Below are 12,280 nucleotides of genomic sequence, written 5' to 3' on the forward strand. Positions count from 1 at the left end.
GCCGGTGCTCGGACCGAACCGGTCGGTCGGTAGTGACGCCGTCCACCGGTCGCGCTGGTCGGCCGATAGTGACGCCGTCCACCGGTCGCACTGGCCCATCGCCAGGCGCTGTCGGAAGGACGTCCGACGGCTGCGAACCCGTCGGCGTGCCGGGCCGCGGTTTCCAATCCTTCCGGACGTACTGTCAATTACCTAATTTACTGCTGCTTGTAAATACACGCCCTCAGCGGGCATATTTCTCCAATCAACAGCGGTAGATTTAACATCTATTCGTTCACTACGTCCATGAAACCAGAGGGCTCCATGAGCAACACATCCAATCACAACCAACGCGACGACCGTGGCGTCTCCGAACTCGTCGGCGTCGTCCTGCTGTTCGGTATCGTCATCGCCGGCTCGGCGATGATCTTCGTGTCCGGTACCGCAGTCACCGACGACGTCCGCGCCGAAGGCCGCGTCGACGCCGCATCGTCAGCGTTCTCCGAGATGGACAGCAGCGTCCAGTCGCTCGCACAACGCCGCGGGAACGACCAGGAAGCGGTCTCCATGGGCGCCGTCGACCCGAACGACGCCGATATCCGCGACAGCGGCGAACTCGAGATACAGATCAACGAGAACAGCGCGTGTACCGCGACCATGGACCTGTCCGCGCTCGAGTACGAAAACGACGGTGGGACCACCATCGCGTACGAAGGCGGCGCCATCTGGAAGCGCACCGACGCCGGACTCGTCACGCACAAAGCACCCGAGCTCGGCTACCAGGACGGCGCGCTCCAGCTCCAGGTCGTCCGCATCGACGGAAGCGTCGAGGACGACGAGATGAGCGTCGACTACGACCGCGCGGAATCCATCTCGAAGACCGAAGGGATCCGCGAGGACCTGTTCGGGACGTCGAACTGCCGTCGCCCGGAGAACTTCAGCATCACCGTCACCAGCGACTACTATCGGGGCTGGACGGACCACCTCGAATCGCAGTTCGGCGAGTCGAACGTGAACGTCGAGGGAGATGACCAGAAGGTCACCGCTCGGGCCGACCTCGACGTCGAGTACGACGTCATCGACATCCCCGGTTCCGGCCCCGGGACCGTCGTCCCCTCGTCGTCGGGCGACGCGATCCAGGTCGGTCCCGCGTCGCCGCTGTACGCCGGCGCGACCCCCGCGGGAGACGCGACGGAGTACTCGGGGGCGGTGACGTTCCTCGGGAGCATGAACGCGAACCTTCACTCGTACACGTCCGAGGAGGAGACGTGGGACAACGAGACCGTCGTCGACGACGTGACGCTCTGGGCGAACGAGACCGTGCAGTTGTCCCTGGACGGGAACGCCGAGTTCCAGATCAACGACACGGAGTTCTACTGGGACAACCGCACGAAGACGGTCTGGAACAACACGACCGTCCGGAAGCGCGTGAACGGCACGCCGCCGCTCGAGGTGTCGTTCGTGCTCGACGAGTCCGGATCGATGCAGTCCGACGGGAAGATGACGAAGGCCCGCGACGCGACCCGCGAGTTCCTGACCGTGATGAAGGACGATCAGGGACATCGCGTGAACCTCGTCGGGTACGACTACTGTAGCGACGAGGTGTACTCCGAGTGGTACGACCAGTGGACGTGTTACGGGGGCGACGTAGAACTCGACGTGGACACGTACCAGGAGTTCACGACCGACCAGGGCGCCGTGGACGACGCGCTCTCGGAACTCCAGGTCGGCGGTGGGACGCCCATCCCGCAGGCCATCGAGCACGCTTCCGGCGAGTTCCGCGCGGACGGGAACGCGTCGAACAACCAGGTGCTCATCCTCCTGACGGACGGGAAGGACGAGGAGGGCGCACCGTATCCCTACGAGACGGCGCAGGAGGAGATTCCGGACGACGTGACGGTGTACACGATCGGCGTCGGTGACGAGGTGAACGAGGACGTGCTCGAGAACGTCGCGACGACCGGGAACGGGAACGGCGAGTACATCCCGGTCGCGGACGCGGACGAACTCGATTCGGTGTTCTCGGCGATCGCGCGCAACGAGACGACCGAGATCGTCCACGTGAACGAGTCGAAGAACAAAACGATTCCCGTGAAGAAGCACCGGACGGAGACGCGTAACGTCACGATTCCGCTGGACGAAGGGAGCGTACGGCGCGAGGTGAACGTCTCGCGGTACCTCTCGAACCCGGAGGACTTCGAGGTCAACGATACCGTGTGGGTGAACGGGACGCGGACGGTGGCTGCCGGCGAGACGGTGTCGATCGAGACGTCGGTGAACCGGACCATCGAGTACGCGAACGGGACCGTCGTGACCGAGCCGGTTGCCCTGTCCAGGTCGGTCGAGTTGACGTCCTCGCGCGAGGTGACCGTGAACGAGTCGGTCGAACTCGACGAGGAGCACACGCGCTGGGAGAACGATTCGACGAACATCACGACGACGCACGACCTCGTGCTTCGTCGACCGACGACGCTGGAGTTGACGTACAACGGGTCGAAGCACGACCTCTGGTCGGGCGAGAACGTGAACGCGTTCACGGGCGGTGTCGAGCCCGGTGACTACTCGAACGTGGTCGTCGAGCAGGGGTCGACGATGGAGTTCCTGCCGACGTTCCACGAGTGCGACGCGAACACGACGCGCGACGAACAGGTGGAGGTCCGTGGCGACGACCACAACCTGACGACGTGTACGGCCACCGGGAGCGAGACGAACCTGGATCACGAGGTCCAGATCTACGCGAACGGCGAGACGCTACCGTCTTCGAGCGCGCCGGACTGGCAGCCGGACCTGTCGTCGATGCTGACGGTCGACGGCCGCCAGTACTACGAGCGCCAGGGCGGTGACCTCGTCGCGTCGAACCTCTCGTCGAACCAGGCGATCGTGATCGTGAAGTCCAACGACGCGGCTGGCCGAGACAACAACAACGTCGTCCTGCTCGTGGAACTCGGCGAGTCCGACGAGATGACCGGGAAGCACCTCGTGAACGTCGAGGTGACGGCGGTGTCAGCACAGAGCGGTGATGCGGACGACGACGACGATTGACCGGCGCGACTAGAAGGGCTTTTTTCGCGTGGGTCTGTCCGACCGTGTATGACTGACGCCGAGTCTTTGGCGGCGCGAGTACGCGAGGGCGACCTGCGGTTGCACGAACTGGAGGAGCACGCGGACGCCGAGACGGCGGCGGCCGCTCGTCGGTGCTACGTGGAGTCGGAGGCGGACGCGGACCTCTCGGTGACCGGCGAGTACGCGCTGGACGCCGAGCAGGCGTCGGCGTCGGCGATCGAGAACATGATCGGGGCGACCCAGATTCCGGTGGGTGTGGCTGGGCCGGTCGTGGTCGACGGTGGCGATGCCGACGGCGAGTACCTTCTGCCGTTGGCGACGACGGAGGGCGCGTTGTTGGCGAGCGTGAACCGCGGACTGTCCGTGATCCGGTCGGCCGGTGGGGCGAGTGCGCGCGTGACGAAGGAGGGGATGACGCGAGCGCCGGTGTTCCGCGTGGATGGGGTCGTCGAGGCGGCGGAGACGGTGGAGTGGGTGCGCGAGCACGTCGACGAGCTCCGGGAGGCGGCGGAGTCGACGACGAGTCACGGCGAGTTACTGGACGTGACGCCGTACGTCGTCGGTGACTCGGTGTTCCTGCGCTTCCGGTACGATACGAAGGACGCGATGGGGATGAACATGGCGACGATCGCGACGGAGGCGGCGGTCGACGTCGTGGAGGCGGAGACGCCGGCGAGTCTCGTCGCGGTGTCTGGGAACCTCTGTACGGACAAGAAGCCGGCGGCGATCAACGCGGTGGAGGGTCGTGGTCGGTCGGTGACGGCGGACGTGCTGGTTCCGGGTGACGTGGTCGAGGAGCGCTTGCATACGACGGCGAGTGCGATCGCGGAGGCGAACATGCGGAAGAACCTCGTCGGGAGTGCGAAGGCGGGGAGCCTCGGGTTCAACGCGCAGGCGGCGAACGTGGTTGCGGCGGCGTTCCTGGCGACGGGGCAGGACGAGGCGCAGGTCGTCGAGGGTGCGAACGCCATCACGACGGTCGAGGAGCGCGACGGTGACCTGTACGCGTCGGTGTCGCTCGCGAGCCTGGAGGTCGGGACGGTCGGCGGGGGGACGAAGCTGTCGACGCAGTCGGAGGCCCTGGAGGTCCTCGGGTTCGCAGGCGGCGGTGATCCGCCGGGGTCGAACGCGCGGGCGCTCGCGGAGGTCATCGCGGTCGGTTCGCTGGCGGGTGAGCTGTCGTTGCTGGCGGCGCTGGCGTCGAACCATCTGGCGTCGGCGCACGAGGACCTCGGGCGCTGAGGGGCCAGGGGTATCGCTCGAGGAGGGTGCGGACGCGTCCGGTGTCGACGCCCGTTTCTATTTGCGGCTAAACTATCGGCAACCAAATCTTTATCCGACTTGGTTTTATAACTGGGTCCGTAGACTCCGAGACCCGTGACCTGTTGCAGGCGCACGCGCTCCGGTACTCGCTTGTCGGCGGCGCCCTCCTGACGCTCGCCGTCGCGGCCGGCGGCGCGGAACTGCTCGGACTCGACCCAGGAACCTCCTGTTCTTCCTGGCGGTTCTCGCCGGCGGCCTGGTACTCGTCCCCTTCGCCGTGAGCGACGCCGGACTGGAGTCCGCCGGAACCGGCGTCGCCGGCGGGTTCGACGTCACCAACCCCAGCAGGTACCGTGCCGGTACCCGGAGTTCACTTCGACTGAAGGCCTTCTTCGCGCTCGCTGGCGTCCTGACGTACTCGCTACTCGCCTTCACCGCCCTCACCGTCGCCTGAGTCACCGCCCACGCGACCACCTAGACGGCCTCGGCAGGGGCGTCGTCGGTCCGCCACGCTCGAAGCGCGCGATAACAGAGGCCGACGCCGGCGGCCGCGAGCAACGCGACCCCGCTCCAGGTCGCGGCCGTCGCCGCCATCGCGGACCCGGCGAGCACGCCGACCCAGCCGGCGACCGCGACGACGTGCAGGGCGACGCCAGCTCGGTCGTCCCGCGAGGACGCCGCCGCCGCGCCGAGCGCGAACCCGACCGCGAACAACCCGCCGCCGAGCACGAACGGGTCCACGACCCCGGGGACGCCCACGGCGTCCGCGAGCACCGCGACCCCACCGAGCGCCACGCACACGCCCTGTAACGCCATCGCGACCGACTCCCAGTCGTCCATGTCGAACGATGACGGCGGTGCCCGCAAAAAGGAACCGGCGCGAGGCCCCGTGAACGGAGCGACCGGTCCGCGACGCCGGTGCCCGGTCCGCGACGCGGCAGGTCAGAGTCGTCGGTACGTCGTCCCCGACCGCGACACCTCGCCGGCGCGCTCCAGTTTCTCCAGGGCTCGCTCGACGTACTCGCGTTCGACGCCGTGATCGGCAGCGTACGCCGCGATCTCGTCGAGCGTCGGGTCGTCGAGCGCTCGGAGCGCCTCCAGGACGGCCTCGCGTTTGTTCGGGCCGCTGGAACTCGCTCGGCCCGTCTCCGCTCGGTCCGCGGCCGCCTGCGCCGCCGCCGCGTCGACGCCGCTGCGTTCGAGGAACTCGTCGTCGTCGACGACGCCCTCGCCGACCTCGTCCTCCATCGCCGCGAACGAGTCGACGTTCGCGAACGCCTCGCCCTCGCCCTGTCGGTTCGCGAGCATCGACGCCCGCACCTCTCGCGCGTGGTCGACGTCCTCGGTCGACACGAACCGCTTGAGCTTCGAGAACTGCTTGCTCGCCCCGCAGCGCGTGCAGGAACTGCGCTCCGGGCGTCCCTCGACGATGCGGAGCGCGCTGCACTCGCTGCACCCGACGACGTGGTACATGTCGACTCCTTCGAGCGCGTTCGCACCTAACGGTTCGGGTCGTCGGCGACCCGCAGTTCCGTCGACAAGCTGCGCGCCTCGTCGGCGATCTTCGACCGGGAGGAGCGCTGGAACGACGAGGGCGGCGCCCGGTACGCTCATACAAGCTCCCTTCGTATGACAGGTATGACTATCCGGACGTGGTATCGGCGATGACGACCGATGCCGACCCACGGAACGACGCCGACGCGACCGCGCCCCGATCCGTCGCACTCGGTGCGCTCGTCCCCGGCGACGACGCGTTCGACGGGCAGCGGTTCGCCAGGGAGCACGGGTTCGATGTCGTCCACGCGGGCGCCCCGGGCTACTCGGGGGTGGCGCGCGTCGGCGCGACCGCCGCGAGCGCCATCGCTCTCGTTCCGGACGCGGACGGGCCGAGCGCGCTCGCGCTCCTAGACGCGCTCCGGGAACGCACGACGCTCCCGGTCGTCCTGTACGGCGACGACGTCGAGGCCGCCGTCCTGGAGTCGTTCCTCGACGCGGACGCGACGGACTACGTCCGCAGGCATCCCGACGGGAGCGAGCTCGTGCTCGCCAAGCGATTGCGTGCGGCCGCCGAGCACGCGACGCTCGTCGAGTCCCACAGCCTCCTCGAGCGCGCGGTCGACCAGGCCGAGGTCGGTATCACGATCGCGGACGGTCGAACGGGCGACGAACCGCTCATCTACGTGAACGAGGGGTTCGCTCGCCTCACCGGTTACTCCGTGACGGAGACCGTCGGCCGGAACTGTCGGTTCCTCCAGGGCGACGGGACGGACCCGGAGACGGTCGCGACGCTGCGCGCCGCTATCGAGAACGAGGACGCGGCGTCGGTCGACATCAGGAACTACCGACAGGACGGGACGCCGTTCTGGAACCACCTCAACATCTCGCCGATATTCGACGCCGAGGGCACCCTCACGCACTACCTCGGGTTCCAGCGTGACGTCACGGAACGCAAGCGCCTGCAGGCCGAACTCGAGGCACAGAACGAGCGCCTTGCGGACTTCGCGAACGTCGTGAGTCACGACCTCCGGAATCCGCTCGCGGTCGCACAGGGTCGACTCGACGTGACCGGCGACGGCGACGAGCCGGACGAGGCCGACCTGGTCGCCGCCTCGGCGGCGCTCGAACGCATGGACTCGCTCATCGCGGACGTGCTCGCGCTCGCTCGCGAAGGCGATGTCGTCGAGGAGACCGAACCAGTCGCCCTCGGCGAGCTCGCGACGTACGCGTGGTCGATGGTTGAGACGGGCGACCTCGCGCTGGACGTCCCCGAGGCGGTCGTCGTGCACGCGGACCGCGACCGGCTCGTCTCGGTGCTCGAGAACCTGTTCCGGAACGCGGTCGAACACGGTTCTCCCTGCTCTCAGACGGAGTCCGAGAACACCGTGGCGCACGCGAGCGGCGCGTCGACGGTGACGGTGTCCGCCGGCGACGACGGGTTCGTCGTCGCGGACGACGGCCCTGGTATCCCCGAGGCCGAACGCGACGAGGTGTTCGCTCGCGGGCACACGACCGACCCGGACGGGACGGGGTTCGGGCTCGCGATCGTCGCCGCCATCGCCGACGCGCACGGGTGGACGGTCGCGGTGACCGAGAGCGCGGACGGCGGTGCGGCGTTCGCGTTCCACGGCGTCACCGTGGAGCGCCCGACCTGATCGGCGTGGAGGACTCGACGTGATAGTAGAGTAAGGTTTAACGGGAGTGCCGTGTGGGTTCCATCCATGGCAACGGTTGATGATACGGGGTCGACTGGCGTTCGAGGGATGGCCGAGCGCGCGAACCCGGCGTTCGCCGCCGGCGCCGTCGTCGTCCCGATACTCGCACTGGCGGTCGCGCTCGCGACCGGGAACACCCGCTACCTGTTCTACGTGCACGTCATGGCGGGCGCGCTCTGGACGGGCGTCGACGTCTTCATCGGCGCGGTCCTCGGGCCGGTCCTCGGCGGACTCGACGTCGAGGAGCGCGCGAGCGTCTTCGAGCGGTTCACGCCGAAGATGACGTTCCTCATGCCCGTCCTCGCGGCCGTCACCATCACCGCCGGCGTCGAACTGGCGACCACGCTCAAAGGCGGTCTGGGGGCGTTCTGGATACAGGTCGCGCTCGGCGTTGCCGTCCTCCTCTCTGTCATCGGGTTCGGCGTCGTCCTCCCCGGCGAGGTCGCCATCTACCGCGAACTCGTCTCCGACGACCCCGACACCGACCGCATCAGTACCATCGGGATGCGGAACGCGAAGCTCGGCGGCGTCCAAGGCGTCCTCCAGCTCGGCATCATCTTCGTGATGATGCAACTCCGGTTCCTGTGACCCGGGTTCCGCACGCGCTCGCTTCGACCGCGGGACCGTGACGGCGGCCGGCACGGTTCGACGCCGACGCCGCCGACTGAGAGTGGCACGCTCAAGTGCACCCGCCGGGCGGGAGTGGCACGCTCAAGTACACCCGGTCCCTCTAGTCGGCCGTGACAACGCGCGCCGTCGGCTTCGACCTCGACCACACGCTCGCGGTCCCCGACCGGGACCGCCACCGCATCCTCGCCGCGGCCGTCGACGACGTCGACGCGCCCCGCATCACGCGCGAGGAGTACCTGAGCGCGCACCGCGACGACCACGCCGCGGTCACGCGCTCGCCCATCTTCGAGACCGTGCTTCCCGCTGACGCCGACGTCGAGCCGGAGGCGCTCGCCGGCGCGTACCGGCGTCGCATCGCGGACGCGCTCTCGCCCGTGGACGGTGCTCGCGACCTCCTCGACGCGCTCCGCGCGGACTACTCGGTCGGCCTCCTGACAAACGGTCCGGTGAAGGCCCAGGGCGACAAGCTCGACGAGCTCGGCTGGTGGACGGCGTTCGACGCGACGCTCGTCACCGGCCAGCTCCCCGCGGGCAAACCCGACCCGCGGGCGTTCGACGCGCTCGCGGGCGCGCTCGGTGTCGCCGTCGAGGACGTCGTGTACGTCGGCGACGAACCGGTCGCGGACGTCGAAGGGGCGACGAACGCCGGCGCGCGCGCCGTCCAGGTCGTGTGGCCCGACGGCCCCGACCCGCACCCGGCGGCGGCCGCCGTCGTCGACCGCGAGCACATCGCTCGCGACCTCGGCGACGTCATCCGCGGACTCGACTGAGCGGACCCTCACCGGACCCGCGGTGGGGCGACGGCGTCGACGCCTACGAGTCGTCGAGGAGCGCGTCGACGACCCCGCTCGCGACGTCCACGGCGTCCTTGACCGCGGCGCCGGATTCGACGAACGCGAGCGTCCGCGGCGGCGTCGTCGCCTTCGGGCGGACGCGAAGCCGCGTCCCGTCGGCCGCCGCCGCGGCGACGTCGACGCCCGCGTGGAACTCGACGCGAGCACGGTCCGGGTGGACGAACACCGACGCGAACCGCTCGCCGTCCGCCTCGCCGACGTCGACCTCCAGGACGGCGACGTCCTGCTCGGGTTCGGCGACGAGCGCGTCGCGAGACCACACCACGTCGTACGCGCGGACGCCCGCCTCGGTCGGCGTCGCGTCCGCGACCGCGTCCGTCACCGCGACGTGCGCGAGCACGCCGTCGGTCCGCCCGTGCAATTCGGAGGACAGCAGCTCGGCGATGCGGACGCCGTCGGTGACGCGACGGTCCGTCATCCGTCACCGCCCTCCAGTTCCGCCATCGCGCTCGCCGCCGCGTCCGCGACGTCGACGCCCTCGCGGCGACCGTAGACGACCGCCGCCGCCGCGACCGTCACGCCCAGTCGCTGCTGGAGTTCGTTGATGGACGCCACCGCCTCGTGTTTCTCGGCGCCGGCGTCCACGAGCGCGTCCAGCACGCGTTCGAACGTCGACCGCTCCCGGAGGACGTCGTCGTCGGGAACGAACCCCTCGGGGACCTCGACGCCGCTCGGGTCGAACGACGGCGACAGGTCGCCGTCGACGCGCTCCAGCAGCCCCTCGCCGGTCGCGACGTCCACGAGACGCTTGGCTTGGTCGGGCGAGAACCAGTCGCGGTCCAGTGACAACGCCACGACGAACTCGCTCTCGGCGAGCGTATCGGTGCCGCGCTGGCGGAACGGCGCGGCGACGGCGACGCGTAGACTCACGCCGAACCGTCACCGGCGACGGCGCCTAAAGACTACGATTCACGCCCGCTCGGCGCGACTCGCCGGGGTTGGGGTGACCGTTCCAGCAGCGGCGTCCGCGGGCGGGAAGGGCCGCGAGCGACCGCCAGACGGCCGTCGGGGCGTTCCGAGCCTTTCAAGTAGTTGCTGGGGTTTCTTCGAGGTATGCAAGACCAGGGTCCGTCGCCGCGCAAGCGCACCGGCGGTCGACGCCGTCGCCAGAACAAGCGAAAGAAGCACCAGCTCGGTCGCCTCCCGACCGAGACCCAGCTCGGCGAGCCGCGGTTCCGCGTCATCGAGACGCGCGGGAACACGGAGAAGACGCGCGCTCTCGCGACGAACGTCGCGAGCGTCGCTGACGGCGGAGACACCGTCGAAGCCGAGATCGAGGACGTCGTGGAGAACCCCGCGAACCCGAACTACGTCCGTCGGAACATCATCACGAAGGGCGCGCTCGTCGAGACGAGCGAGGGTACGGCTCGCGTCACCTCCCGTCCGGGCCAGACCGGACAGGTGAACGCGGTCCTCGTCGAGTAACCACGCGATCTCCTCTCGTCAACCGTCGTCGACAGCGACCGCGTTCGCGGTCGTGCGGCGACGATGGCCGCGCGAGCGCCCGGAGCGTTGGGTGCGTGAACGCCACCCGGATGTCGTATGAACTGATTGATGTGTTCGGGTGTGTTTGGGGGGTTTCGTGGCCGGAAACGGCCGTTCCATCTCGCGTACGTTTAAGTACGAACCAGGCGATACAACGTACATGAGGACACTCCTAGGCGTGCTCGTCGTCGCGGTCTGCCTGGCGCCGGTCGCTGGTGCGGCCACGACCGCGTCGGGAGCGGGACCCGGACCGAGTGACGCCAGCGCGGCGGCGTCCGGTTCGACGACGGAGGCGGTGACGATCACGGTGAGCGTGGTCGACGCGGACGGACAGGCCGTCGGCGGGGCGAACGTCACCGTCACGTACGACGGCGAGACGAAGCGCGGCGAGACGTTCGCGAACGGGAAGGCGTTCTTCGACGTCCCCGAGGGCGCGGACGTCTCCGTGGACGTCTCCGCGCCGGACCTGGCGTTGAACCGGCCGAAGTCGATCTCGAGCGTCGACGCGGAGACGACGGTGAACGTCACGATGTACCCGTCGTCGACCGCGCTGGTGACGGTGCGGACGCCGAACGGGCAGGCGGTCGAGGGCGCGCAGGTTCGCTTGCGGAAGGCCGGGGCGGTCCTGACGTCGGTGTCCGGTGTGACGGCGTCGAACGGGACGTTCGTCGCGAGCGACGTCGAGCGCGGGAACTACACGGCGACGGTGACGGCGGACGGCTACTACTCGACGTCGTCGTCGTTCGTCGTCTCGAACCGCGCCGGAAAGACTGTGACGCTGGAGCCGGGGACGGCGACGGTGGAGTTCGCGACGAGAGACGGGCACTTCGCGGACGACCGGCCGGTGACGGCGACCGTCGAGCTCTACGACGGCGACCAGTTCGTGTCGAACATCTCGACGGGCGAGTCCGGGATGCGGACGGTGAGCCTCGAGGTGAACACCGACTACCGCGTCGTCGTGAAGAAACCCGGGTACGAGCGCGAGAGCAACGTGCTGTCCGTCGGCGAGTCGGACGTGTCGGCGACGTACGCCATCAACCGGACGCCGTCGCTGTCGGTGACGGCGGCGAACTCGCAGGTCGTCACCGGCCAGACGGTCCGGGTGTCGGTGACTGACGAGTACGACGAAGCGGTGTCGAACGCGTCGGTGAGCGTCGACGGGGAGTCGGTCGCGGAGACGGACGCGAACGGTGAGGCTGTCGTCCCGGTCGAGACCGCGGGGACCGTGGAGGTCGTGGCGACGAAGGGCGATCTGACGTCGTCGACGTCCGTCGAGGGCGTGGCGCCGTCGACGGACCCTGCGACGACGACGGCGACGACGGCGCCGGCGACGACGGGCCTGACGACGCCGCCGCCGACGACGGCGGCGGCGCCGACGTCGAAGAACGAACTCGACGGCCTCCCGACGCCGGGGTTCGGTGGAGTGGCGGGACTGCTGGCGGTCGCGCTCTCGATTCTCGCGCTCGCACGTCGACGCGAATGATACGATAACGAACACCGTCTTGGTGTCTCTGTTCTGTATCGTACTTTGGCACTTCAGGCCCTCTGAAGCCGATTAGCGCGCAAAGATTAGGTGTATCTGGGGATTCTATATGGTTCTATTAATGGGGGATAAGTCCGACCAACTGACCCTGACATCACCGCCACGGACGACGCTGACGAAATCTTCACCGACGGCCCCGGCGGCGACTCTGGAGACGTCCTCGACGACGCCACGGACGTCGACGTCGTCATCGCGGACTCACTCGACGTCAGGACCGAGCGTGGGGCGACACCAAGACCCTCGAGGTCGGT

At 68.7% G+C, this 12,280-nt stretch carries 12 protein-coding genes; 8 read left to right on the plus strand and 4 right to left on the minus strand.

Annotation, left to right across the window (positions count from 1 at the left end; all coding sequences use genetic code 11):
• Window positions 1-303 precede the first annotated feature (303 nt).
• The 3 genes from SM754_RS07855 (at window position 304) to SM754_RS07865 (ending at window position 4,759) form a co-directional block, all read left to right on the plus strand.
• Window positions 304-3,021 carry a vWA domain-containing protein gene (locus SM754_RS07855; RefSeq protein ID WP_323675668.1) on the plus strand — a complete coding sequence of 906 codons (2,718 nt, stop codon included), beginning with the start codon at window positions 304-306 and terminating at the stop codon, window positions 3,019-3,021.
• 48 nt (window positions 3,022-3,069) lie between these two features.
• A complete protein-coding gene (gene hmgA, locus SM754_RS07860) occupies window positions 3,070-4,284 on the plus strand; it encodes a hydroxymethylglutaryl-CoA reductase (NADPH) (protein ID WP_323675669.1) in 1,215 nt (404 codons plus the stop codon).
• 298 nt (window positions 4,285-4,582) lie between these two features.
• Entirely contained in the window at window positions 4,583-4,759 is a 177-nt protein-coding gene (locus tag SM754_RS07865) for a hypothetical protein (protein WP_323675670.1), read from the plus strand.
• A gap of 20 nt (window positions 4,760-4,779) precedes the next feature.
• On the opposite strand, the gene SM754_RS07870 is transcribed toward SM754_RS07865, so the two are convergent.
• On the minus strand, window positions 4,780-5,145 hold the full coding sequence (locus SM754_RS07870) for a hypothetical protein (protein ID WP_323675671.1): 366 nt from the start codon (window positions 5,143-5,145) through the stop codon (window positions 4,780-4,782).
• A 102-nt stretch (window positions 5,146-5,247) separates the two neighbouring features.
• Complete coding sequence (locus SM754_RS07875; RefSeq protein ID WP_323675672.1) at window positions 5,248-5,778, minus strand: DUF5817 domain-containing protein; 531 nt, start codon at window positions 5,776-5,778, stop codon at window positions 5,248-5,250.
• Window positions 5,779-5,969: 191 nt separating this feature from the next.
• On the opposite strand from SM754_RS07875, the gene SM754_RS07880 reads away from it, so the two are divergent.
• From SM754_RS07880 to SM754_RS07890, 3 genes are all read left to right on the plus strand, one after another.
• Window positions 5,970-7,457 carry a receiver/sensor box histidine kinase gene (locus SM754_RS07880; RefSeq protein WP_323675673.1) on the plus strand — a complete coding sequence of 496 codons (1,488 nt, stop codon included), beginning with the start codon at window positions 5,970-5,972 and terminating at the stop codon, window positions 7,455-7,457.
• A 66-nt stretch (window positions 7,458-7,523) separates the two neighbouring features.
• A complete protein-coding gene (locus tag SM754_RS07885) occupies window positions 7,524-8,105 on the plus strand; it encodes a hypothetical protein (protein ID WP_323675674.1) in 582 nt (193 codons plus the stop codon).
• Between the two features lie 152 nt (window positions 8,106-8,257).
• Window positions 8,258-8,917, plus strand: coding sequence for an HAD family hydrolase (locus tag SM754_RS07890; protein WP_323675675.1), 660 nt, complete (start codon window positions 8,258-8,260; stop codon window positions 8,915-8,917).
• Between the two features lie 43 nt (window positions 8,918-8,960).
• Here the strand turns inward: SM754_RS07890 and SM754_RS07895 are convergent, their stop codons facing one another.
• Window positions 8,961-9,419 carry a DUF7993 family protein gene (locus SM754_RS07895; RefSeq protein ID WP_323675676.1) on the minus strand — a complete coding sequence of 153 codons (459 nt, stop codon included), beginning with the start codon at window positions 9,417-9,419 and terminating at the stop codon, window positions 8,961-8,963.
• Window positions 9,416-9,871: a DUF2240 family protein gene (locus tag SM754_RS07900; RefSeq protein WP_323675677.1), complete on the minus strand. Its 456-nt coding sequence runs from the start codon at window positions 9,869-9,871 to the stop codon at window positions 9,416-9,418. The genes SM754_RS07895 and SM754_RS07900 overlap by 4 nt, the downstream gene beginning before the upstream one ends.
• Window positions 9,872-10,054: 183 nt before the next feature.
• Between SM754_RS07900 and SM754_RS07905 the strand changes: the two genes are divergently transcribed.
• Window positions 10,055-10,426, plus strand: a complete 372-nt coding sequence (locus SM754_RS07905) for a 30S ribosomal protein S8e (RefSeq protein ID WP_323675678.1) — start codon at window positions 10,055-10,057, stop codon at window positions 10,424-10,426.
• A 220-nt stretch (window positions 10,427-10,646) separates the two neighbouring features.
• Window positions 10,647-11,969, plus strand: a complete 1,323-nt coding sequence (locus SM754_RS07910; protein ID WP_323675679.1) for a carboxypeptidase-like regulatory domain-containing protein — start codon at window positions 10,647-10,649, stop codon at window positions 11,967-11,969.
• Window positions 11,970-12,280: the final 311 nt, after the last annotated feature.

The sequence above is a fragment of the Halorubellus amylolyticus genome, assembly GCF_034808145.1.
Classification (GTDB): Archaea; Halobacteriota; Halobacteria; order Halobacteriales; family Natrialbaceae; genus Halorubellus.

Coding starts and splice junctions, on each gene's coding strand:
- SM754_RS07855 (WP_323675668.1), top strand. CDS start 304: ATGAGCAACACATCCAATCACAACCAACGCGACGACCGTGGCGTCTCC.
- hmgA (WP_323675669.1), top strand. CDS start 3,070: ATGACTGACGCCGAGTCTTTGGCGGCGCGAGTACGCGAGGGCGACCTG.
- SM754_RS07870 (WP_323675671.1), bottom strand. CDS start 5,145: ATGGACGACTGGGAGTCGGTCGCGATGGCGTTACAGGGCGTGTGCGTG.
- SM754_RS07875 (WP_323675672.1), bottom strand. CDS start 5,778: ATGTACCACGTCGTCGGGTGCAGCGAGTGCAGCGCGCTCCGCATCGTC.
- SM754_RS07880 (WP_323675673.1), top strand. CDS start 5,970: ATGACGACCGATGCCGACCCACGGAACGACGCCGACGCGACCGCGCCC.
- SM754_RS07885 (WP_323675674.1), top strand. CDS start 7,524: ATGGCAACGGTTGATGATACGGGGTCGACTGGCGTTCGAGGGATGGCC.
- SM754_RS07895 (WP_323675676.1), bottom strand. CDS start 9,419: ATGACGGACCGTCGCGTCACCGACGGCGTCCGCATCGCCGAGCTGCTG.
- SM754_RS07905 (WP_323675678.1), top strand. CDS start 10,055: ATGCAAGACCAGGGTCCGTCGCCGCGCAAGCGCACCGGCGGTCGACGC.
- SM754_RS07910 (WP_323675679.1), top strand. CDS start 10,647: ATGAGGACACTCCTAGGCGTGCTCGTCGTCGCGGTCTGCCTGGCGCCG.